The sequence below is a fragment of the Bacillus sp. USDA818B3_A genome (assembly GCF_009928415.1).
Lineage (GTDB): Bacteria > Bacillota > Bacilli > Bacillales > Cytobacillaceae > Neobacillus.
This window is the reverse complement of record NZ_JAABNN010000014.1, coordinates 37,382-61,308: the sequence shown is the minus strand read 5'-3', so window position 1 is coordinate 61,308 and position 23,927 is coordinate 37,382. Positions and strand designations below refer to the sequence as shown.

Annotated in this window: 22 protein-coding genes and 2 pseudogenes; 18 read left to right on the top strand and 6 right to left on the bottom strand. The window is 37.4% G+C overall.

What is annotated here, in order from left to right; genetic code table 11:
* Positions 1-16: 16 nt before the first annotated feature.
* On the bottom strand, positions 17-727 hold the full coding sequence (locus GXK58_RS19015) for a YesL family protein (RefSeq protein ID WP_160724754.1): 711 nt from the start codon (positions 725-727) through the stop codon (positions 17-19).
* A 401-nt stretch (positions 728-1,128) separates the two neighbouring features.
* Here GXK58_RS19015 and GXK58_RS19010 point away from each other — a divergent pair, with 401 nt between their 5' ends.
* On the top strand, positions 1,129-2,574 hold the full coding sequence (locus tag GXK58_RS19010) for a DEAD/DEAH box helicase (protein ID WP_160724753.1): 1,446 nt from the start codon (positions 1,129-1,131) through the stop codon (positions 2,572-2,574).
* An 837-nt stretch (positions 2,575-3,411) separates the two neighbouring features.
* Here the strand turns inward: GXK58_RS19010 and GXK58_RS19005 are convergent.
* Positions 3,412-3,606 (bottom strand): hypothetical protein, encoded by a 195-nt coding sequence (locus GXK58_RS19005; RefSeq protein ID WP_160724752.1) that lies wholly within the window; start codon positions 3,604-3,606, stop codon positions 3,412-3,414.
* 30 nt (positions 3,607-3,636) lie between these two features.
* Entirely contained in the window at positions 3,637-4,563 is a 927-nt protein-coding gene (locus GXK58_RS19000; RefSeq protein ID WP_160724751.1) for a C39 family peptidase, read from the bottom strand.
* Positions 4,564-4,817: 254 nt separating this feature from the next.
* Here GXK58_RS19000 and GXK58_RS18995 point away from each other — a divergent pair, with 254 nt between their 5' ends.
* From GXK58_RS18995 to GXK58_RS18975, 5 genes and pseudogenes are all read left to right on the top strand, one after another.
* Positions 4,818-5,309, top strand: a complete 492-nt coding sequence (locus tag GXK58_RS18995; RefSeq protein WP_160724750.1) for a hypothetical protein — start codon at positions 4,818-4,820, stop codon at positions 5,307-5,309.
* A 906-nt stretch (positions 5,310-6,215) separates the two neighbouring features.
* Complete coding sequence (arr, locus tag GXK58_RS27645; protein ID WP_337248199.1) at positions 6,216-6,629, top strand: NAD(+)--rifampin ADP-ribosyltransferase; 414 nt, start codon at positions 6,216-6,218, stop codon at positions 6,627-6,629.
* A gap of 51 nt (positions 6,630-6,680) precedes the next feature.
* Positions 6,681-6,875 (top strand): hypothetical protein, encoded by a 195-nt coding sequence (locus GXK58_RS18985; RefSeq protein WP_160724748.1) that lies wholly within the window; start codon positions 6,681-6,683, stop codon positions 6,873-6,875.
* 1,188 nt (positions 6,876-8,063) lie between these two features.
* Positions 8,064-8,189 (top strand): 3'-5' exonuclease, encoded by a 126-nt coding sequence (locus GXK58_RS27735; protein WP_442862487.1) that lies wholly within the window; start codon positions 8,064-8,066, stop codon positions 8,187-8,189.
* A 384-nt stretch (positions 8,190-8,573) separates the two neighbouring features.
* Positions 8,574-9,203: pseudogene (locus GXK58_RS18975) on the top strand (helicase-related protein); the annotation flags it as partial.
* Between the two features lie 104 nt (positions 9,204-9,307).
* Here GXK58_RS18975 and GXK58_RS18970 read toward each other — a convergent pair.
* A complete protein-coding gene (locus GXK58_RS18970) occupies positions 9,308-10,138 on the bottom strand; it encodes a GNAT family N-acetyltransferase (protein ID WP_160724746.1) in 831 nt (276 codons plus the stop codon).
* Between the two features lie 229 nt (positions 10,139-10,367).
* Between GXK58_RS18970 and GXK58_RS18965 the strand changes: the two genes are divergently transcribed.
* The gene (locus tag GXK58_RS18965) at positions 10,368-12,440 is read left to right on the top strand and encodes a DUF4179 domain-containing protein (protein ID WP_160724745.1); all 2,073 of its coding nucleotides are present in this window, start codon (positions 10,368-10,370) and stop codon (positions 12,438-12,440) included.
* 146 nt (positions 12,441-12,586) lie between these two features.
* Here the strand turns inward: GXK58_RS18965 and GXK58_RS18960 are convergent, their stop codons facing one another.
* Entirely contained in the window at positions 12,587-13,654 is a 1,068-nt protein-coding gene (locus GXK58_RS18960; protein ID WP_160724744.1) for a GIY-YIG nuclease family protein, read from the bottom strand.
* 255 nt (positions 13,655-13,909) lie between these two features.
* On the opposite strand from GXK58_RS18960, the gene GXK58_RS18955 reads away from it, so the two are divergent.
* From GXK58_RS18955 to GXK58_RS27310, 11 genes and pseudogenes are all read left to right on the top strand, one after another.
* Positions 13,910-15,007: a GerAB/ArcD/ProY family transporter gene (locus GXK58_RS18955; RefSeq protein WP_160724743.1), complete on the top strand. Its 1,098-nt coding sequence runs from the start codon at positions 13,910-13,912 to the stop codon at positions 15,005-15,007.
* Between the two features lie 12 nt (positions 15,008-15,019).
* Positions 15,020-16,576 (top strand): spore germination protein, encoded by a 1,557-nt coding sequence (locus GXK58_RS18950; protein WP_160724742.1) that lies wholly within the window; start codon positions 15,020-15,022, stop codon positions 16,574-16,576.
* A 28-nt stretch (positions 16,577-16,604) separates the two neighbouring features.
* On the top strand, positions 16,605-17,753 hold the full coding sequence (locus GXK58_RS18945) for a Ger(x)C family spore germination protein (protein WP_160724741.1): 1,149 nt from the start codon (positions 16,605-16,607) through the stop codon (positions 17,751-17,753).
* Between the two features lie 583 nt (positions 17,754-18,336).
* The gene (locus tag GXK58_RS18940) at positions 18,337-19,887 is read left to right on the top strand and encodes a carboxylesterase/lipase family protein (RefSeq protein ID WP_160724740.1); all 1,551 of its coding nucleotides are present in this window, start codon (positions 18,337-18,339) and stop codon (positions 19,885-19,887) included.
* A 234-nt stretch (positions 19,888-20,121) separates the two neighbouring features.
* Positions 20,122-20,352, top strand: coding sequence for a gas vesicle protein GvpJ (gvpJ, locus tag GXK58_RS18935; protein WP_160724739.1), 231 nt, complete (start codon positions 20,122-20,124; stop codon positions 20,350-20,352).
* Between the two features lie 297 nt (positions 20,353-20,649).
* Positions 20,650-21,411 (top strand): GvpL/GvpF family gas vesicle protein, encoded by a 762-nt coding sequence (locus GXK58_RS18930; protein ID WP_160724738.1) that lies wholly within the window; start codon positions 20,650-20,652, stop codon positions 21,409-21,411.
* Entirely contained in the window at positions 21,408-21,638 is a 231-nt protein-coding gene (locus GXK58_RS18925) for a gas vesicle protein GvpG (RefSeq protein ID WP_160724737.1), read from the top strand. The genes GXK58_RS18930 and GXK58_RS18925 overlap by 4 nt, the downstream gene beginning before the upstream one ends.
* A gap of 21 nt (positions 21,639-21,659) precedes the next feature.
* The gene (locus tag GXK58_RS18920) at positions 21,660-22,487 is read left to right on the top strand and encodes a GvpL/GvpF family gas vesicle protein (protein ID WP_160724736.1); all 828 of its coding nucleotides are present in this window, start codon (positions 21,660-21,662) and stop codon (positions 22,485-22,487) included.
* On the top strand, positions 22,488-22,718 hold the full coding sequence (locus GXK58_RS18915) for a gas vesicle protein (protein WP_160724735.1): 231 nt from the start codon (positions 22,488-22,490) through the stop codon (positions 22,716-22,718). It abuts the gene before it with no gap.
* Positions 22,684-22,947, top strand: a complete 264-nt coding sequence (locus tag GXK58_RS18910) for a gas vesicle protein K (RefSeq protein ID WP_160724734.1) — start codon at positions 22,684-22,686, stop codon at positions 22,945-22,947. The genes GXK58_RS18915 and GXK58_RS18910 overlap by 35 nt, the downstream gene beginning before the upstream one ends.
* A 23-nt stretch (positions 22,948-22,970) precedes the next feature.
* Positions 22,971-23,258 (top strand): annotated as a pseudogene (locus GXK58_RS27310) (gas vesicle protein); the annotation flags it as partial.
* Positions 23,259-23,606: 348 nt separating this feature from the next.
* Here the strand turns inward: GXK58_RS27310 and GXK58_RS27730 are convergent.
* A complete protein-coding gene (locus GXK58_RS27730) occupies positions 23,607-23,756 on the bottom strand; it encodes a helix-turn-helix domain-containing protein (RefSeq protein WP_442862488.1) in 150 nt (49 codons plus the stop codon).
* Positions 23,757-23,927 lie beyond the last annotated feature (171 nt).

Below are 23,927 nucleotides of genomic sequence, written 5' to 3'. Positions count from 1 at the left end.
CACCAACCGCAAGTAACTAACTTTCTACCACAGATTTTTGCTCGGAAACATTTTGTTCAAATAGAACAAGCTTGGTAAATACCTTATAGTAAGCAAAGAAACCGAGAAAAGAGATAATCGCGCCGCTGAAAAATGGCAGTAGAAAGGTAAGTTTCATCACACTAATATACAAAATAACCAAATTAATAATAGCAATTCCAAATGAGAGAATTGGGTTTACAATCGACAAGATGAACACATTTTTTAATGCTTGTCCAAATTTTGTTTCTGTATGAACGGTATGAGAAAAAAAGAAAAGAGTAATAGTGAATAGCCAAACCGCAAGGAATAAAAATAAATAACTGCCTAGGTAAATGCGAGAATGGAAATAGAAATAGTCTACGCCGACAATAGCCCAAAGAACAGTTAGAACCAATCCCCCGACAAGACTGCGCTTATAATTTTCCTTATAGTATTTCCAAAAGAATCGAAGAGTAGGAACTTCCTCTTTCATAACCCACTTTCTTACAACTCCAAACATGGCCGTAGTGGCTGGGAAAAAAATAAAGGGTGCCAGTATGGCAATAGTAATGAGTAACTGGGTAATTTGCGACATCTCTTTAACCGTAAATAAAGATAAAGCTAAATATGCAATAGGGAAATTAAACAAAACCCATAATAGATTTGTCCCGGCAATCTTTGTAATCCACTCAAAAAAGGGATTTAAACGTTCTAACACACTGTTCATCTTTTCATCTCCAGTCTTTTCAAGTTGATAGATAAATAGGTAATAAATGACTATGTAAACTCTTTCATTATAACATAAATTAAAGTTAAAAAGGCATGCTTGTTTAATAATATTATTATTGCCAAAAGAGAGATTGTTTGTATAGACGTGGTAAGTTTGTAAGGAATGTGTTAATATAAATTCCTTGGCAGGGGCATTAAAATAGTTTGTAGGAAGCAGGGAGGCATGGGCCAAATACCCTGCTTCCATATTATCTCGATATGAATCATTACATCATATAACTAAATTCATGCGCACGAGAGTTTCTAGTATAAAGACCATATTCAGATTATGCATATGATATTTCTTAATGAGAAATCCTATAGATAAACCGGATAAATACAAAAGAACGAGGTTAATACATGAGTGAAACCAGATTTGAAGATTATAATTTAAGCGATGAAATCATAAGATCCTTGAGGATATTAAAATACGAAGCTCCGACAGAGGTTCAGAGTAAAGTAATCCCATTAGCGTTGGCAGAGCAAGATCTTGTCGTAAAATCTCAAACGGGCAGCGGTAAGACTGCGTCCTTTGGAATTCCCATTTGCGAAATGATGGAATGGGAAGAAAAATTGCCGCAGGCCTTAATTCTTACACCAACCAGAGAGCTCGCTGTTCAAGTTCGTGAAGACATGACGAATATTGGAAGGTTTAAACGGATCAAAGCAATGGCCGTTTACGGGAAAGAACCTTTTAATAAACAAAAAGAAGAATTGAAACAAAAAACTCATGTCGTTGTCGGTACCCCGGGACGAGTGATGGATCATATTGAAAGAGAAACTCTCGTTTTAGATAAAATAAAGTATCTCATTATAGATGAAGCGGATGAAATGCTTAATATGGGTTTTATCGATGAAGTGGAATCCATTATAAATCAACTTCCTTTGAACAGAGTAACTATGGTATTTTCGGCAACCTTACCGAAAGATGTTGAAAATCTCTGCCATAAGTATATGGAAAATCCTATTCATGTCGAGATTGAGGCTAGCGGGATTACAACGGATACAATTGAACATCGTCTAATTGAAGTGAAGGAAGATGAAAAAATCTCACTTCTGAAAGACGTTACTGTGGTTGAAAACCCAGACAGCTGCCTTATTTTTTGCCGCACAAAAGAACACGTTGATAGGGTCTATACCGAATTGGATGAAGCCAATTATTCTTGTGAAAGACTCCATGGCGGCTTAGAACAACAAGATCGGTTTGCTGTAATGGATGGTTTCAAAATGGGGAATTTCCGTTATTTAGTTGCTACCGATGTAGCAGCAAGAGGAATTGATATTGATAATGTCACACTTGTTATTAACTATGATGTTCCGATGGAAAAAGAGAGCTATGTCCACCGGACAGGCCGAACCGGCCGGGCAGGAAATGAAGGAAAAGCGATTACGTTTGCGACGCCTTATGAAGGGAAATTCGTTAAAGGTATTGAACGGTATATAGGCTTTGAAATTCCAAAAATGGATGCACCAAAGCCACATGAAGTTGCTAGTAAGAAGGCTGCTTTCGATGAGAAGATCAGCGGCCGTCGGGTCGTAAGAAATAATAAAACCGCAAGAATTAATCAAGATATAATGAAACTATATTTTGGTGGAGGTAAAAAGAAGAAGCTTCGAGCAGTCGATTTTGTTGGAACGATTGCAAAAATTCCAGGGGTAACGGCAGATGATATTGGGATTATTACAATCCAAGATCAAATGTCCTATGTTGATATTCTGAATGGAAAAGGTTCGCTCGTTTTGCAAGCTATGGAAAATGCAACCATAAAAGGAAAGAAGTTAAAAGTTAGTAAAGCACTTAAATAATGAACTCAAGCAAGGACGATATGCCACATATCGTCCTTTAAGTTATACAGGAATGTACCAAACATTCCATATTTCAGGGTTCAAAGTACGGACATGGAAAAGAAAGTCCAGGTACCACGAATAGAGTTGTCACCCAATGGTTGAGTTTGGTTGGATAGTCTCGCTCTAGCAACGAAGAATTATTGTAACAGGCTAGTTTTTATTTTTCTGCTAACTCAAATTTAAAATTAGAGACTTGATACCTTACTCTATTTGGACTGGGATTAGGGATGTATATTATCGAACTTAGGATGTTGTTCCCCAGCTGTATTTGGCAATTTAAAATGCTGTTTATGGCATCCCAATTCAACCTAATGAGATTAATAAAACAGGGTACAAACCCTATTTACAACACCATCGTGGAATGGTTTGAACAAACTTTATAAATATCCTTTTTATTCGAATATGGCAGATATGCCGGGTATAAATGGAAAATGGCACAACAATTTTTCGTTGTGCCATTTTCCATTTATTGTTCTTTTATATTTGTTGAGCCTGAGTCCTACATTTTTACCTAAATATTTGAGACAACCACTTGGAGAAAAATGGGAGAACTAAGTGCTGACATGTTCAGCTATTTCTTTTGGCGTAGTCAGTTATTGAACACATTGAAGGGGAGAATTGAATCATCATGCCAAAACTATCACATTATTTCGTTAATAAGGGATCTATTATGTTCAATATTAATTAAGTTGCTATCATTGCCAACTTAAATCAGATACTTATGAGTGTTGCAACTCCTGATTTAATGGTGGTGTATAAAATCACTGCTGCAAAAGTACAATGGTTAATGACGGGTTACATTCCCTTTGGCAAAAGAAACTTGGCCAACAGTAGATAGTGGATGGGCATTATGGGTTTGGTTACATATGGCCAACGGTTCTCGCCGTACCTGGCATAAAAGGTCATATTCATTGCAGCTTTGTAAAAGATCAAGTCTGTTTGAGGATAATCAGCTGATGGTATTGGGCTTTGAATAAATGAACGTGACAAAAAATAACTCCAGCTTTTCTTAATGTGACATTATTTTAAAATGACGATCGCCTGGCTCCCCATCTGTTCCCAAGCATTAATAAAGTTAGTCTTGTTTAATTTTTGATTTTTATTACCATAAGGGTTATTAATATAAATATAGTTTTGATCATAACCAGTAATCACAACACTATGTTCGCTAAACGTAATTCGAATCGGTCCCTGTGGTGTATTCCACGAATGGAAATTTGATACCGGTGCAAAAGTGGTGGTAGTTACAATCCAAACTGGAAGCCCTTGTCCGACATAGCCTAATACTTCAGAAAAAGGCTTCTTCGTTAGGTTAACAGCTTTATTTCCTACATATTTTTTTGCAAGTGATAAAACCGGACCATTGTATACCGCTAACCCTGGTCCAGTTGCCATATCACCTACAAACCCTATATTTGGGTTTCCCCTTAAGCCATTACTATACGTCCAAGGAACTTTATTCACCTGGTTTGCTAATGTATTTTTCGTCACTTTAACACCGTGATAGTTTAAAACCATAGCTAAACTAGTCATCTCACATCCATTTTTTAAACGAGGTGCAGCCATTTGATTAAGCAATGGAACATTTAATACAATGCTGCTGTTTGGAATTTTTGTCCCCATCGCTTTTAGCGTAACCGGACCCACAATTCCATCTACTTGTATATGACGAGCTTTTTGGAATTGCCTAACAGCATTTTCGGTGTTTACACCAAAGATCCCATCAATTCCTTTTGTGTTATATCCGAGCGATGTGAGTTTTCTCTGTAGCTCTGTTACAGAAGGTCCGCGACTACCTCTTTTAAGAATCGATCCACTTGTACTAACAGAAACAGATGATCCAGATCCTCTGGATACTGCAGACGCGGACTCAGGGGGCACAACCATACCAAAACTAAGCACCAGAAGAGAGGCCATGGCAAAAAGACTAAACCGTTTTTTCTGCATATTGAATCCCTCCAAATTTCTAATCTGTTATCCTAGCAAATATTCCGCATCAACTTTATTTTAGCATTTTTTTCCATAGTAATAGTTTATATCTCATCGACAATTTTTGAATTATTTCTACTGCCTCGAAAAAGGTCTTCTTACATTGACCAAATTATTTTTATTTTCGTACTTTTAATAATATTCATTTGACAATCCTCTCACATAGGTGTAATTTACATATATGCTTATATATTAATTAGGAGGTTTTTATAATGGAATTAAACAATAAATACGTTACTAATTTTGGTGAATCCCTATTAAACATTTGGACCAACAGTTTGGACAAGGTGACCGCATCTCAAGAAGAGATAGAAAATCTTTTGTTTCAAGCATTTACAACACAAATAGATTCATTGGAGAAAATTGCTGGCGGCATGGACTTAATACAGGAACAACAGAAAAAATTATTTGAAGAAGTTCGCGACAATGTACAGAACAATGTTGGAAAAGTTTTCGGTGAACAAGCAAGCCAAACTTTCGAAAAGTGGAATGCACAACTAGATGAAATACATAACCGTGTTCAACAGTTAACCTCTACTCCATACAAAGAAAGTTTAAATTTATTAATTCAGTCACAAGAACAGTATCAACAATCATATAAATATCAAATCGAACAGCAAAAAAAGTTTCGTGTTGAGGCTTTAAATCAATTTAAAACTGCACAAAAAGTATTTACGGATTTATTTGAATCAACACAAAAATAGCATTTAATTTGTTTAAGTAGAACAGCGGATTTTCGCTGTTCTTTTTTACAATGTATAAATAATATTTATGTATATGGTCGAAATCATGTCATTTGGTTCACCAGAGTTAGGCGAATCCCTATAAATCTTTGCTAGCTGATATCTTTATACCTTATAAGGTAAAACCATTGATTCGGGTGGTTGCCTAAGAGTACTAGAGTGAATAAACTATTAGATCATTTATGGTAGCGATGGTTATGGAGTGGTTTTAGAACGCATAGAAGCATAGTGTCCGCTCTAGAAAGATAATCTGTAAATATAGGTAACTGAAAAACTCAAAAAACAATTTTCGAGACTCCTATTTTGTGTTTGAATTTCTTTTATAATAGTTATTACTCAAAATGAATTGAATAATGGGTTTAGATTAACTTCAATTTGAATTATACGTTAAAAATAACATTAAACTACATGTAAACATATATGATAAAACATAATATACAGCACTATATGTAAAGACTAGCTTTCCGTTTTCTTTTATTATGGTTTAGCTCTTAAGATGCAATTGGTATTATTTAATTTGGAGGTAATTAGATGAATATAAAATTTGATCCAAATAACGTCGTTATTAAACTCTGTATGAGTGGGATGGGATTAGAGGATAGTGGAAATATTGAAGATGCAGTCAAGGTGTTTCATAAAGCATGGCACGAAGCAACAGACGACTATGAAAGATTTATTGCAGCTTATCATTTAGCTCGTCAACAAAAGAGTATTACAGACAAATTAAAATGGATGGAAACATCTCTACAGTGTGCACTAAAAATAAATGATGATAATGTGAAGAGTGCATACTCAACGTTATATTTAAACATTGCCATATGTTATGAGGAGTTGTGTGATACTGAGAATGCAAAAAGAAATTATGAATTGTCAAATTCATTTAAGGGGTCATCTTCTGATGTAGGACCATTTTATCATGGGACAAAGGCAGATTTGAAGGTTGGTGATTTACTAACAGCAGGTGGAAATTCAAATTACAAACTTGGGCTTAAAATGAACCACATTTATTTCACTGCTAATGTCAATGGCGCAGGACTTGCAGCAGCTTTAGCAAAAGGAGAAGGAGGAGAACGAGTTTATAAAATAGAACCAACAGGTGAATTTGAAAACGACCCAAATGTTACTGACAAAAAATTCCCTGGTAACTTAACACGTTCTTATCGTTCAAAAGAACCTTTAAGAATTATTGGTGAAGTAACAGAATGGGCGAAATTGACAACTATGGAGCGACGCGAATGGCACGAAAATTTAGCTAAAAACAAGGGCGAAATTATTAACTGAACATATTTCAAGATGTTAAAATGCAAATGACTTTTTGAAAATAGAGTAACGATGATTAATGACCAACTTAGCATTGAATTTATGTCCGGAATCGCAATAAGATCTCTAAGCTATCTGAATCTTGCTAACAGAGAAGTAGGCGGGTATTTCCGCCCCAAGATGAAAGAAAAAATTATTGAACTAGTTGCTGCGTATCCAGTTTCAATTGCTGAGTTTGCAAAGGTATCCTTCACCAGCACCCCATGAGTTGCCACATACACTCCGCACATATGGTATCTGGGAACATAGTCTACACCTAACATATTTTAATGCACAGTACAAAAATACTATGCAATAGAAGAGGATAGTCCACTGTCTGGCGCGATTGCGGAAAGCCAAAAACCTAATTCCTCGGTAAAATGGGAGGATTCGGCTTTTTCTATTTAAATCTTCATTGTTTTTCTTATGGAAATAAAAAAGAAGGTTTAGGACACGTGACCTTCTTTTTTTCTGACTAATCCATCCCAGGATTCATCCTGAATTATTATATGAAAGAACGCAAAAAATGGGCATAGGAACATCGGCTGCTTTTTGCATTAAATTATACATGTTTATTATCTTAAAATATCAAACTTAATATTTAATGGAGTTAGAAACTCCATTTTGAATGTAAAGCTTTGCTTTTGATAATGATCGGAAAAAAGTAGCTTACCTTATTAGGCAAGGACTAACCAAAAAATCAATGGACCTTTTAAACTTAAATGACGAAGAATATAAAAGAATTATTAGCTTCCTTAACACTTAACATAAAATCCCGTCTTTATGATACTGCTTACACCATTAATTGTAGTCATATAAGTAGGAAATGCACTATATGGGAGGATAAGGAAAAAATAACACGTATATAAGTGTTATTTTCATGAGGCTGGATGACATTACTTGATATAGCCGAATATACCATTTTTTCAACTTTGTGTGATTTTGGGTTTAATGATAAGATGAAAACCATCTTAAAGAAAAACTTGCCAATGTGAAAAAAAACCGAAAGGGATGATTTGTTATCAATCATTTACCATTAAGGTACACGAGCGAAATGGAAAAAGCGATGTGGAGAGCACATGGTGTAGGTTATGAAGATTACAAAAGACATCATTCAGTAAGAATGAGAGTCGAAAAACGCCGAGAAAAGGATTTTATAAAGTGTCGCCGTATGGTTACAGATTTAAACAGCCTTGTTCACATTAATAATCTCATAAACAAATAATAAAAAGGGGAACCAGTATTCATATTGGTTTCCTTTTTAATAATCGTTTTATTATTCTAGAAAGAGACTCAAACGATTAGTATGTCTTATTATGTAAATTGTAATAAGGACAGCCGTTGGCACCCCTTTCTATATTGAAACAAGTCGGTTCAAATCCTGCCACCGGAATCAAGCGTATCTACTAATATAAAATGCATAGAAAGTCAATGGAAAAGGTGATATCAGAGGAAAAAAGATTATTTTATGTTGCGTTAAGTCGTGCCATGAAATCGTTAGTTCTTCTAACGGAAGGAGGAACAAGTCTCTATTTCTCATAAATATTTTACAAAACAATGGGTCGTATTTAGAATTTATTGACCTAAAAACGTTAGAGCAGCCGAAAAGAGAAGGGACTCATTATATATGAAAGTCACTAATAACTACTCTAGCAAAGATACTATTATTATAAAATCTTAACTAAATGAAAATAAATACAGGTGGAATTAAACATGCAAAGCTTGAATCAAGCATTTCGCATCGAAAGGGTTTACGAAGAACGGTTATTAAATGAGTCATTTCAAGAGTGAGGTTCCGACTTTCGTCAAGTAGTTGGCGAGCTTTTAGATTCTCCTGTAAATGTGTTAAATACTGTTCACCATTTATATTTTGAAGAAGAGTCAAGTAATGGAAACGAGCCTTTAACCGCAACATTCTCTTGCGAAAGACTCCATGGCGGATTAGAACAACAAGATCGGTTTGCTGTAATGGATGGTTTCAAAATGGGGAATTTCCGTTATTTAGTTGCCACCGACGTAGCAGCAAGAGGAATTGATATTGATAATGCACACTTGTGATCAACTATGATGTTCCAATGGAAAAAGAGAGCTATGCCCACCGGACAGGCCTAACCGGACGTACAGGAAATGAAGGAAAAGCAATTACGTTTGCGACACCTTATGAGGGCAAGTTTGTTAAAAATATTGAACGGTATATTGGCTTTGAAATTCCAAAAATGGATGCACCAAAGCCTCAGGAAGTTGCTGATAGGAAGCTGCTTTCGAAGAAAAAATCAGGGCCGCCGGGTTGTAAGAAATAATAAAACGGCAAGAATTAACCAAGATATCATGAAACTCTATTTTAGCGGTGGAAAAAAAAAGCTGCGAGCAGTAGATTTTGTAGGAACGATTGCGAAAATTCCAAGAGTAACAGCAGATGATATTGGGATGAATACAATCCAAGATCAAATGTCTTATGTTGATATTCTGAATGGCAAAGGCTCGCTCGTTTTACAAGCTATGGAAAATGCAACCATAAAAGGGAAAAAGCTAAAAGTTAGTAAGGCCCTAAAATAAATATCCAGTAAGGACGATATGGAATACATAATCGTCCTTTTATTTATTCTGGGATATACCAGAGAGATCCTGTCGGCCCTCTAAACAATAGGACCTTTGTTTAATTAACCATTCTGGTATTCATAGTAATCTTGAGAATGGTAGCTTCTAAATCCACATGACTCATATAGCTTAAGGGCGTGCGCATTTTTCGCCTCTACCTCAAGGAAAACAGACAATCCTTTTTGATTTTCCATCATGGTAACTCTTGATAGCGCCTTTCTGCCAATTCCTTTTCCCTGTAGTTCAGGAAAAACAGCAAACCCATAGATCCACGCTTCACCATTTGATTCAGCCACGCGCATTTTTCCGGCAGATTTCCCGTCTGCTTCAATAATAAAATTTTCATCAGCATAGTTTTCTCTAAGCTTTCGATTAAACTCCCGAGATTCCTCCTCCTCAAACCCAAACGCCAATACTTCAAGCTGGACTTCCACTTCAAAATCTTCCGTAGTGGCTGAAGGCCTGAGAGTGACAAAAGGATCGATGGATAATTCTGTTTTTTGCCATTTCATTTGATATTCTGCGACGGCAAAAGTACAAGGAATGTTTTTTAGAAATTCCTTAGCTGATTGGGAGTCCGTTGGTGCATTTAATAGAATTGTTTCGATTTTTCGTTTCTTTAATTCCTCAAGTCCCATCGTTAGCAATTTAGTAAATATGCCTCTTCGGCGGTATTCCGGGTGGACCATCCCGCATAGTTCTACTTTATTGCCAAACCCATAGATACCAAGAAAACCGACAAGCTGATTATCTTCAAAATGGAAAAAGTCTTCCTTTTCTTTCCCGTCTCTATTTTCAAGCATGTCAAAATTCAACTTCAGCTGGAAGCCGCCGTCTTTCTCGCAAACTTCTTGAAGTGCTTTAATAGCAGCCATTTCTTCCTTTGTTAACATAGAATCACCTCTGTTCATCATCCTTCTATTCAATTCTTCTCTTTCCTACTTTTTTCCTTCTTTGATTGTCAAATGGCGTAAAGAATTGGTGTGAAAACAAAAGGTACACTATGTTATTATTAGAAAATAAATGTATTATTTAACAAATGTATAAAAATTTGGATGTAACAAAATAATTCAAGAATAGGTACAGCCAAAGGTATTGAAAATAGAAAGGGGGACTGAATGTATGATCCCTGCACAAGTAGATTCCACTTCAATCACTTCCATAAAAGGTAAAAGCTTGGATTCCATCATCGATTGGTTCGATCAGCATAAACAATCGTTCTATACACTCGGTTGGTCTTATCTTAAGAATCAGCAGCAAATGGAGGAGGTTTTTTATCGTTCTATAAAAAAGGTCTACAAGGAGCTGCCCCGATTTAAAAAAGAAATCTCACTTGAAACATGGATAACTTCTATTTTTATACAAATCTGCCGTGAGCTTTCTAAGAATAAAAGTTTGCAAGCATCAGAGGAAAGTGAACCGCGTCAGGATGTATTTAAAGCACTTGATCAATTGAGAGATGATGAAAAAGAAGCGATCCTCCTTACCTATGTAAAAGGGATCACGAAGGAGGAAGCGGCCCAGCTTCTCCAGTCTTCAGTCGATGAGATGAAAGAGTCTTTGTTTTCCGGTATTCAGTCACTTAGAAAAGAAATGGGGGACCAATCAGCTTTTAACGGCTGTAAGGAGTATCATAAGGATTATATCGATTACTTAGAAAGAACCCTAGAGCGGCCGAAAAAGGTTGATTTTGAAATACATATTTATCATTGTCCAAGATGTCAGGAGGATTTGGCTGGTTTTCAGGATGTCATGTTAAGCCTATTAAATCTTACAGAAGCGTTTCAAGATTTGCAGGTCCCTGTTGGTTTCATTGAACCAATCAAATCCAGGCTGAGAGAAGAGGAAGAAAACAGACAACTTAGGAAAAAGAAACGGATAAGGATGGGACTTGTTTCTGCAAGCTTATTCGCATTATTAATGGGTTTTGTTTTTTATACAGGGGTGTTTTCCAAGGTCTACTATTCATGGACAGAAGAAGATCAGCAATTACGTGCGTTTCTTCAACAGGGCCTGGGTGAAAGGCTGAACCTGGAGGCAGAAAGCAATGGGGTGAAAATTAAGATCAAGGGTGTGATAGCTGATGATGTTAAGACCATTGTTTTTTATGAAATAGAAGATACAAAAGAAGACAGCCAATATATGATGCATTATCGTGATGGGGTTTATGTGGAGAACGAACATGAAATCATGAGCAGCGAAGCAGATCCAAGGTATGATCTGCCTAATCTTGAATCAGACGTAAATAAAAAAGAAAAGAATGTTTATCGAGGGCAGATTAGTCTGCCACGACTCACCAAGGAACACGGGACCATTAAGCTATGGATCACAAAGATTCAGAAGTTGGACCGTCAAGCCGTGGATCCGAATGGTTTTATAGCCGATGAGGATATTGAATATGAAACTGGTAAGTGGGACTTAGAGATTCCTGTAACAAAACAACCTTCCGTCGATTATGCATTGGATAAAACAATAAAAGTCGAGGGAATCCAGGTTCGATTTGATAAACTTATCATTGCTCCAACCGCTACCCTTTTGCAATTTAGTATCAATAATAATCAGTTAAAAAAACGGTTAGAAACGCTCAGTATTGACTATATAGAAGTTAATAATAAGAAAGTGAAACCTGATTATAGTCTCGGCTCTTTTTCTGATTTACAACAAGACATCAATTGGACTACTTTTCAAACTAACTTTGATGCTTATTTAGGAGAAAAGCCAAAAGAGGTTAACATTAAACTTAATGCTATTTATTTAACTTTTGACGACCAAAAAACCATCGAACTGGATGCATCTAAAAAGTATCCTCAAACCTTTGAATATGCAGGCAGTACCATCTCGATCGACAAGGTGGAAGCAGGAAAACCAGCCATTGTGGTTATAAGCAATCATGAAATTGAGAATCGAGCCTATGAGTCGCTTCAATTAGGCATTGTGGGAGAGGGTGAAATGGAGGGATTTTCAATGGAAATGAGTTCTGAAGATGTAACGGTTGATAAAAATGGAGTGGAATACGATCAGTATTCGTCTGTTCCTTACGAAGAAATTGAGCAGCCCCGTTATTTCTTTACTGTTCAAACCATGAAATTGTCTAAGGAAAACCCTAAAGAAAAGGTGATTCCTAAAAGGCTGGAGATTTATGGATATTACACAACGAAATATTTGGAAGATGTTGTGAAGATTTCGTTGAAATAACAATTAAATGGAGACAATAATGGCCTAGGTAAGGAGGAACATCGAAAATCCTTGCTGTCCAAACCTTGGTCGCGTTCGGACAATGAAAGACGAAAAAATAGGGGGCTTGTCCGAACACGGTCGATTTCTAGAAGGTCTGAATCATCTCAACTCTTACCTATTAGCAACTCTTCAAGTACACTGTCAATAATTGATGTATTTCTAGACTCAAGCCAATCATCTGGAATAATACGATAACGGCAATTGCCGCTTTTTAAATAACTATAGATAATTTGCGCCTCATCAAGTTCTTCTTTACTAACAACCATAGGAGAGTTGATGGGGCTTTCTTTTAAATAAGTTGATAGGTTCTGCTTTATATCTCCTGGATTTTGGTGGTTATTTATTTTTTCACTATATAAAACTTTGTTCCCCTTTATGAGAAAAAGTTTAAAAGCAGATTCACTAATGGATTCAACGACCACAATATGTTGATTTTCCTCGGTAAATTCGATGACCTGCTCTTTATAAAGGAGGGCGTTTATTGCATCAAGGATGTTCCGATATTTTGCGGCTGCTTCAAACTGAAATTGTTCGGCTGCAGCCTTCATCTTCTGCTGGATTTCCTCAAGTATTTCTGTGTCCGCCCCATTCAGCAACGCTATAATCTTGTCCAAGATTCGATTGTAATCGTCCACTGCGGGACCGCCCTGACACATTCCGATGCACAATCCTAGAGAATAATTTAAACACGGACCATTTTTCAGGGAGGGGTTGCTGCAGCTTATTTTAAAAGCTTCTTTGATTCCATTGATGGCATTTTCAACAGTGTTCTTATTAATAAATGGCCCGAAATAAAGATTCCCGTCATTCTCCACAATCGAGTGCGACATTTCCAAGATCCGCTTGCCTTCAACTTTTTTTACAACGAGATAGGTGTATCTTTGCGGATTCTTCATCTTTTTATTAAAATGAGGCTTTATTTCCTTTATTAATTTACACTCCAGTAGAAAGGCTTCAAATTCCGTGTCCGTGAGAAGATAGTCAAAATCGGTAAGATTTGAAACCATCTTTTTAACCTTTTGCGGATGGGCTTTGGAATGTTGAAAGTAGGACTGGACTCGTTTCTTTAGACTTTTTGCTTTTCCAACATAAATGACATGGCCATATGAGTCTTTCATCAGATAAACACCAGGGGTTAATGGCAGAGACTTTACTTTTTCTTTTAGGTTCATACGTGTTCACTCACCAAATCATAATTGATAGGATTATTTTAACACATGCAAGGATCACCCAGGTGATTGTTGATATAAATAAATTAACTAGTAAAACCCGCCAAAAAGGGAAGAAAAAGAAAAACATAAATCATAACACTTAGATTCTATAACCGGGGAAACCGTCCTTTGATGCATAAGGAACAACATAATGGAAAATAGTAAACCCATATGAATTTATTTCCAAACGCCAATCCAGTTTAAGGGAGAATAGGCATGCAGACGCAAAAAATCAGCGGACTCCAGCTTTTTTATTTAATGACGGGATATGTTCTAGGGACGGCGATTATTTTAGGACTGGGCAATGAAGTGAAACAGGACGCATGGATTTTTATCCTTATCGGAATGTCCTCCAGTTTCATATTAATGGCTGTTTACACCCAATTGGCTGTGTATTTTCCAGGTGAGACGCTGACACAGATGCTTCCAAAAATGATTGGAAAGTTTCTTTCTTATCCGGTCACCCTGCTTTATATTTTGAATTTCACTTATTCTGCTGCCAGAGGATGCAGAGAATTGGGCGATTTGATTGACACGACTATTTTGACTGAAACGCCTCTCATTGTGATCATCGGAAGCTTTATGGCGCTAATGATTTATTGCCTGCGGGGCGGAGTGGAAACATTTGGCCGGATGGTGGAAATTGTGTTCCCGACTTACGTATTTTCTCTTATTTTGATTTGGATTCTTTTATTTAGTGTCGACCAATTTAGCTTAAAAAATCTGACGCCCATACTAGGCAATGGCGTAATGCCTGTATTGAAAAAAGCAGTCCCTTCCGCTGTGAACTTTCCATTCAGCGAAACGCTGGTCGTCCTGTGGTTTTTTCCTTTTCTGACCAACAATCAGCCGGTTAGAAAGATTGGCATGTCCTTCCTTCTCGTTGGAGGGATCCTTTTAACCATCAATTCCATCATGATGCTTGCTATCTTAGGGCCGGAAATATACAAAGTCGACCTGTTTTCGCTGCTTGCTGCAACACAAATGGTTTCCGTCGCTGATTTTCTCGAGCGATTTGATGCCCTTGTCATATTGATGATGGTGTCGGGAGTGTTTTTTAAAGTGGGAGGCTTCATTTTAGCAGCCGCTATTGCCATATCATATTTATTTAAGTTAAAACAAACCCGTTCTGCCGTGCTTGGACTCGGGGTTATTATTGTCCCATTGTCGTTAATAAGCGCGACCAATTATGTAGAACACTTAGAAATTGGTTTTAAGTATTATGTTCCATATGTACATACTCTTTTGCAAATTGTCCTGCCAATTCTTTTTTTATGTATTGCTTTCATTCGCAAAAAAATAGGGTCTATATAGGTGGTGCAGCAATTGAGACTTTTCAAGCGTAAAAAGTTTATCTCGAAAATTTCAGCACAACATCAGGACAACACTAAAGATCAAGGTGAACAAGATTCATTATCAGGCAATCTCGATGAGGACTTTAACAGGATTAAGCAGCTTTTTGAAGGGGCCGCTGATTTCGGGTATAGAGAGCTGAAAATAAGCTCCAAATATTCTGCTATCATTTTATACCTGAATGGATTAATTAATTTGGAAAGAATGGAATTGCATGTCATCCATCCATTGTTACGCCGCAACGAGGAGCTGCTTCAATCTCCTCGTCCAACTCTTGACCAATTCAAGGCGATTCTTCATTCGGCACAGGTGCTTCAGGAAGAAACGTTCCAGGCAGTAATTGACCAGCTATTATCAGGAGCCACCATTTTATTAATCAATCATTTTCATAAAGCCTTTATTATCAGCGAACAGAAATGGGAGCAGCGCTCAGTTGATGAACCTCCGTCTGAGGCTGTTGTCTTGGGCCCACGCGAAGGTTTCACCGAAAATATCAGAACGAACGGCAGCATGATTCGCAGGCGTTTAAAAACAACAAAACTAAAATTTGAATATATGAAGATCGGTAACCTTTCAAAAACGGAAGTGGTCATTACCTATCTTGAAGGTTTAGCCCAGCCATCCATAATAGAGGAAGTTCGGAGACGGTTAAACAGTATTGAAATTGATGCGATTGAGGACAGCAGCTATATTTTGGAGTTAATTGAGGATGAACCTTTTTCCGTCTTTCCTCAGGTTTTGCAAACGGAGCGCCCCGATCGGCTGGCAGGCTGCTTGTTGGAGGGAAATGTCGGCGTGATGGTCGATAACAGCCCGTTCGCCCTCATCGTTCCGGTCACGTTTTTTCAGATGATGAACTCACCTGAAGACTATTATGGAAGGTTTATCATGACAACATTTATCAGACTCTTGCGGTATCTGTTTTTATTAATCGCTTTGTTGTTTCCCTCTATTTATATTGCGGTGACAACCTTCCATCAGGAATTGATGCCGACCAATCTTTTGTACACTGTCGCTGCCTCCAGGGAGAAGGTGCCATTTCCTGCGGTGGTGGAAGCTTTATTGATGGAAATCACGTTTGAAGCGCTGCGTGAAGCCGGGCTCAGGCTGCCAAGACCGATCGGGTCAACGGTCAGTATCGTCGGCGCGTTGGTCGTTGGCCAGGCTGCGGTTGAAGCGGGAATTGTATCCGCTCCATTGGTCATTGTGGTCGCAACTACAGGAATTGCGTCCTTCATGTTTCCTAGTTATCCTCTGACAGGCGCCATCAGGCTTCTCCGGTTCTTTATGATTTTTATGGCCGGAACGCTTGGATTCTATGGCATCCTTCTGGGCGTTTTCTTTATCCTGGTTCATCTTGTAAAGCTTCGTTCTTTCGGTGTGCCCTATTTTTCACCGGTGGCACCGTTTCATTTTAAAGATATCAAAGATATTTTCATTCGAGTTCCATGGTGGAAAATGAATGAGCGGCCGCATGAAACGGGGAAAAGTAATTTAAAGAGAGTAAGTTTTAAAAATCGTAAATATTAGATCGTTTTTTAAAAAGGACTGTGTACGAATGAAAGAAATTAGACTGGTTCTCATATGGATATTAACATTTTTCCTTACAGGCTGTTGGAATCGGATAGAGATCAATGATATCGCTATCGTGACGGCGATTGGATTAGACCTTGTTGAGGACGACATGATTCTTCTCTCCCTTCAAGTCGCCATTCCATCCAAGCTAGGAGCCACAAGCGGCAGCGGCGGGGAAAGTGAAAAAGGTTCACTGATTATCTCAGATACTGGTGTGACCATTTCTGAAGCGTTTCGAAATATACAAGGCAAGCTTCCAAGGCGAATATTCTTTTCACAAAGCCGGGTTCTCCTAATTGGTGAGGATTTGGCGAAAAAAGGGGTCACCCCTATTGTTAATTTTCATACAAGGTACAGCAAAACTCGTATTAACAGTTTTATTATGTTTACAAAAGGTGAAGCATCAACAGTTATCAATAGCCTGCCGAAATTTGAAAATGTTTCTGCAGATGAAATCAAGGAACTTGGCAAGTTGAACATCGGCCTAAAAGTTTACATTATGGATTTTTTTAATATGATTCTAACAGATGGGCTGGAACCTTACGCCCCACTATTTACATTAGAGGAGTTAGAGGTAAACACCAAACATAAATCCGACCGGGTTCAGAGTATCAATGGAACTGCCGTGTTTAAAGGAGATAAGCTGATCGGCTGGATGAATAAAATAGAAACCCGGGGACTTTTATGGCTCCGGAATGAAATAGAATCAGGGATCGTAACCGTTAAGATACCAGAAGAGCAAGGCGGCGGAAATATCAGTATGGAAATTGCTAAATCGAATACAAAAGTCGAACCAAAATTAGTAAATGGTCATTTGAAAATAAACATAAATGTAACCCCGAACTTGAATTTAATAGAAAACGACTCCCATTTGGATCTTTTTAATTCCAAGGTACTCGAGGATCTACAAACCAAAGTAAATAAACGAATAGAGGGCCGGTTACAAGCTACAGTGGATACGGCTCAAAAGAAATACCAATCTGACATATTAGGATTCGGGTACGCAGTGTACCAAAAATATCCAAAAGAGTGGGCAACCATTTATAAAAAGAACTGGGATCAGGAATTTCCACAATTAGATGTCAAAATCCATTCAAAAGCTTCAATCAGAAGAATCGGCCTGACCAAATAATTTTATTAAAAAGGAACAGAATACGTATGCTTAAGATTCTGATTATTATCTTACTATTTCTTGTTATTTTTGTTTGGGAAACTTCAATGTTGTTTAGAAAAAAAGAATTTAGAGAAATAATTGTATTCTCTTTTCTCATGTTAGTCGGGCTTGCATTAAGTATCATTGCGGTCTTTCGGGAGTTTATTTAAATATGGATGACTGGTTAGGAAAACGGTTTGCAGTAAGGGGCCTTTTGTTAATAGAATGGCGACGATTATGATTCCAATTAAAGGGATTACCACAAAACGGGGGCATCCATTATCCGGCCACCACACTGCGCCAAGTTTTAAAGTTTATAAAAAGTCGTAATAGTGATAATAAAAGGTCGTATTTCAGTTAGTGACTTTTTTATTTTCCATTTATACTAATATATGAAGATATAAGAAAATAAAATGACAGCGTTTACAAGTGTGGATTAGTTGTGAATTCAAAGGAAAAAAAGACAGGTAAGGAGCGATGAATGTTTACCCCAAATGGTTATAGTGTTACATAAGTAATTTATTGTGAAATTAATAATTTTCTATTTTTAGGAGGAAATAATATGGCCAAAAAGTTTGTTTGTTCAACTACTGAACCAATCGTTCAGACCAAAGCTGGAAAGCTGCGAGGGTTTATTTTAGACGATACCTACACCTTTCATGGAATCAAATATGCAGATGCAATGAGATTCCAGATGCCCGTAGAGGTTGAGCCCTGGGAGGGAGTGAAGGATGCACTTTCCTATGGTTACGTATGTCCCATGCTTTCACAGGAAGTTCCATTAGGTGAAATTATGGTTCCACACCGTTATTGGCCGAAGGATGAAAACTGTCAGTATCTGAATGTATGGACACAGACTATAAGTCCTGATGCAAAAAAGCCTGTAATGGTTTGGCTTCACGGAGGTGGTTTCGCGGCCGGTTCGTCTATTGAGCAGGTAGCCTATGATGGCGAAAACATGAGCAAATACGGCGATGTAGTTGTTGTTTCCATCAACCACCGTCTCAATATTCTTGGTTACATGGATTTATCCCCTTTTGGAGAGAAATATGCCAATTCAGCCAATGTGGGAAGTGCTGATATGGTAGCAGCACTTAAATGGGTACAAGACAATATTGCAAACTTCGGAGGGGATCCGGAGAATGTCACCCTGTTTGGCCAGTCCGGCGGAGGTATGAAGGTTTGGTCTTTAATGCAGACCCCAAGTGCAGAAGGATTATTCCATAAAGGGATCATCCAGAGTGGACTGCTTGACGGCTTTTTGAACTCACCAAAAACTGATGGGACACATATCGTAAATGACATGCTGAAGGAACTTGGCTTTGCCGAAGGTGAGGTAGAAAAGCTAGAAATTGTACCTTATGACCTTATGGCTTCAGCTTACAATAAGGTTTGTCCAGAAATTGCGAGACAGGGACTCTATGTGGGCGGTAATCCTGTTGCAAATGAATTTTATCTTGGAGATCCAAGGGTTGTTGGCTTTACTGAGCATGCCAAGACCATTCCGGTTTTAATTGGAACCGTTTTTGGCGAATTTGCGTTTGGACCCGGTGTACCACATAAATACGACCTCTTTGATGACGATATTAAACCAATGATTGCTGAGAAATATGGAGAGGCTTCTGAAGAATTTATCCATTTGTTTAAGGCGGCTTATCCTAACAAGAACCTTACTGATCTGCTTGCACTAGATTCTATGTTCCGTTCTCCAACCAAGGATTTTATTGAGAAGAAAGCAGTTCATGCAGAAGCACCTACTTTCTCCTACATGTTTGCCTTTGAGTTCCCTTATGATGATGGAAAACCTGCGTGGCATTGCTCTGAGATACCTTTTGTATTCCACAATACGGATAAAGTTCCGATTTGCAATGTACCGGATGTTTCAGACAAGCTTGAGGATCAGATTTTCGAGGCATGGATTAATTTTGCCAAAACCGGTAATCCCAACCATCAGGGACTCCCAGAGTGGCCTGCGTGCAAGCCAGGAGAGGAAGCTACCATGATTTTCGACGAAAACTGTGAAGTAAAACATAACCATGATAATAAACTAATAGACTTACATCTTAAGGCAGCTCCTAAATTCGTGTTTGGCGAGGAAACAGTGCTGCATTAATTTTAAGATAAAAAAGGGGAAATATTGTTAAGAAACCTGCAATTGAGCAGGTTTTTTTAGTCCAAAAAATTGAACACTTGTCCATGCGATTTAAATTTTAAAACATATAATATTATGAACCTTATTAGTGATTTCTTTGTTTCATGTACTTGATCACTTCTTCACTGGTTCTTAATGGGAGGAATAAACTGTTAAGTGTTCAAAATAGCTGCAACTAACGATAGGAGGGATTTTATGGCTGAAGTAAAAAAGAGAGATGGCTCCTTGGCTGAAGTTATTGAAATTATTCTTGATAAGGGCATAGTAATTGATGTGTGGGCTAAAGTTTATTTGGTAGGGATCGAACTAATTAAAATCGAAGCACGGATTGTCATTGCCAGTGTAGCAACATGGTTAGACTATGCAAAAGCAATAGGGATTGTATCTGAGAATAATACATCTGCCGGAATTGATGCCGCATTGTAAATAGCTTTTAAAACATTGCCAGGGCTGTAAAGATGCCTTGGCTTTTTCATTAAAAAAGTCATATTACCTCCTATTCAAAAAGGAAAACAGAATGGACAGGGATATAAATAATGAGTTTTCACGTTCTTTCCCGGAGAAGAATAATATGTTTCTAGGCATTTATAGGAGAAATACCACTAAGAAGTATCTAATGTAAATTGACAATCATCAAATGTTAAAAATGTTGACTTTATATTTTAATCCTTTGTTATGAGGAATGCTTATGTTCGAGGAAATGCGGAGAAAAGGAGATTTTTTATGAATGCAAAAGGTGGGGTGTATGTTTTTGGAATCATTCAAGAAACACAAGAGGAACAATTCGGTAAGGCCAAATTAAACGGATTAGATAGAAAGATATACCCCCTTCATTACAAACAGTTAACTGCAGTAGTAGCAAGGGTTAATGGGGAAGTATTGCCTCAAAGAAACAATTTAACTGCCCATAAGCAAACAGTCATGGATTTGATGAAAAAAAAATATACAGTGATTCCGATGAGTTTCGGAAATGTGCTTCATTCTGAGAAGAATGTCCTCCTCATAATGGAACATCTGTATGAGGAATTAGAAAAATTAATGTCACAATTAGAAAACAAAATTGAGGTGGGTTTAAAGGTCATACCCAAAAAACAATGGATTGATGAAGAATTGAAAAAGGATTCCATCTTAGAACACTTGAAGGACTCTCCTAAAGACATCTCTAAACCTGCAAATTATTATAAAAAAATTGAGATAGGGGAACGTGCCAAGGACTTTGTTTTACAGCTTGAGAGGGAAGTGGAAAAAGAAATTTATTCTCCATTATTGGAGATGGCAGAAGCGGGAAAGCAAAATGATATGGTACCGGGAAAAATGCTATTGAATGCTGCCTATTTGATAGATTCTGAGAAAGAAGAACTATTTGATAAACGGGTGAATGAATTATATGAAGTATGGAAGGAAAGAGCAGATTTCAAATATTCCGGTCCGTGGCCAGCCTATAATTTTGTCAATATCCGTTTAAAGATAGAGGAAAAATCATGATGTTTAGAATCATTCGTTCCATTATTAAGCTTGGAGAAATCATTCAAGATGAGGTTGATAAGGAATTATACAATATCCCCAAAATTCAGCAGCAGCTACTTGAGTTACACATGGAGTATGAAATGGAGGAAATTGATGAGGAGACCTTTATCGAAAGGGAACAGGAATTGCTCGATAGATATAGGATTGCAAAAGAACGGGAAAAAGATGAATCATCTGATGGCTAAAGCAATCAAAGGAGGAACAGTATGACTCAAACAAAGCTCGAGACCAACTTTATCTACTTATACGGGGTCATTCTGACAGAGGAACTTCAAAATATGGCAGTTCCTGCTATAGTGGGAATGGATCAAAAAGTGGTTACAATAAAGGCTCACAATGACCTAACCGCCATTGTTACTCTTGTTCAAGCCGTAAAATTTAATCAGCAACAAATAGATTTCCAATTAAAACATCCAGAATGGTTAAAGGAACATGCCTTTGCGCATCATGAAGTCATTACCACACTTCAACATAGGTTCACGATCCTCCCCATGTCATTTTGTACCATTTTTCAATCAGAGGAAAATTTAGAAACGTTACTTACGGAACAATATGAGGTTCTTTTGCAAAAATTGCTTACTTTAAAGGGCAATCAAGAATGGAATCTAAAATTGTATTGCGATAAGGATAAGGCATTAGCATATGTAGTTGATCATAATGCGGCTGTTATAAATTTAAGGGAAAACTTAGCAGCGATGCCAAAAGGAAAACAATTTTTAATGAAGAAGAAACTTGAACACTTAATTACATCAGAAATGGAAGTCGAGCAGGGCAAATGGTGGGAGGAAATGACTGAAAAACTTAATCCCGCTATTAACGACAGCCATCTAAGGGGAAATTGGGGCAAAGAGGTTACGGAAAGAAAAGATGAGATGATTGTTAACTGTGATTTTTTGGTAGAAAAAAGTAAGACAGAAACATTTTTAAAAATAATTGATGACATAGAAAAATCAGTAAAACCATTAGGCTGTTCCATACAAGTAACTGGACCGTGGCCTCCCTATCATTTTTCAAAGATGGATAAGGTGAAGTAGATGGGTCTCCTTGAAAATAAAGAAATGACTCTATTGGATTTGTTGGATGGGATCATTGATACCGGTGTAGTAGTTAGAGGAGAAATACTTATATCGATTGCCAACATTGACCTTATTGTGATTGATTTAAAACTCCTCATTTCTTCAATCGAAAGTGCATTCGGAACGACTCCGAAGAACAGGAGGGAAGTTGGAGATGGAACGATTACCTCTAGACTCCTCGAAGGTTGAACAAGGATTAGCGAAATTAGTCTTAACGATTATTGAACTGCTCCGACAGTTAATGGAACGTCAAGCAATGCGACGGGTTGAAAGTGATTCTTTAACGGATGAACAAATAGAGGAGCTGGGTTTAACCCTAATGAGGCTTGAGGAAAAAATGGAGGAACTAAAAATAATTTTTGGCTTAGAAAATGAAGATCTCAATATCGATTTAGGACCTCTTGGAAATCTAATGTAATAACTCTGATTGGAGAGATATTTATGCCCATTCAACCTACCACACGATCAACGAACTTGTTGGAGGTTTTAGAAAGAATCTTAGAAAATGGAGTTGTCATAGCAGGGGATATTAAAATTATGTTGGCAGACGTTGACTTACTTACGATAAAAATCAGGCTGCTCGTGGCTTCCGTTGATAAGGCAAAAGAGATTGGGATGGACTGGTGGGAAAGTGACCCATACTATTCATCCAAACGTAAAATTGTAGAAAAAGAAAATACCTTACTGCTCGAGAGAATAGATCGTTTGGAACAACTGATTGAGAAAAAGTCATTGCCTCTACAAATAGGAGATAAGGGTTTTGAAGCAAAGGATGGAATCGTATTGCAGGAAACGATTGAAAAAGCAGTCAGCGAGGTTTCTAATGAAACAGTTTCACAAGCATTAGAAATGAAAGAGTCCGGTTCTGCAAAAAGTGGTAAAGAAAAGGACTCACAAAATAAGAACGGTAGAAAGAAAGAGCATAAAGGCAAACATGAAGACAAATGAACGTATAACAATATTTAGTGTTGTCAGTTACCTAAAAAGCCAGAATGTCCACCTTGAGAGGACATTCTGGCTTTTTAAGATTTCGGACATTTGAAGATAGCCATATGTTAAATTTACATTCTCAAAATTTTATACCGATTTCCGATAGGCTTGCGGAGTTATCGCATAATAATCCTTAAATACTTTTTGAAAATGGCTCTGACTTGAGAAACAAAGATAATTGCTGATTTCACTGATGCTTTTATCAGAAAAAGCTAGCAAATCCTTCGCCTCTTCCAGTTTACACCTCGGCGGTAATTGTAGATCTCGTTTGATCCTTCCAGTAGAAAGTAGGTAGGAGTTTTTAAGGTTTTCTTAAAGACAATATAAAGTAGCAATAAAGATTTCTGTCTAATAGAAGCTTTCTATTGGACAAAATCATCGGATCACTTTGTTAAACTGTCGTTTAGA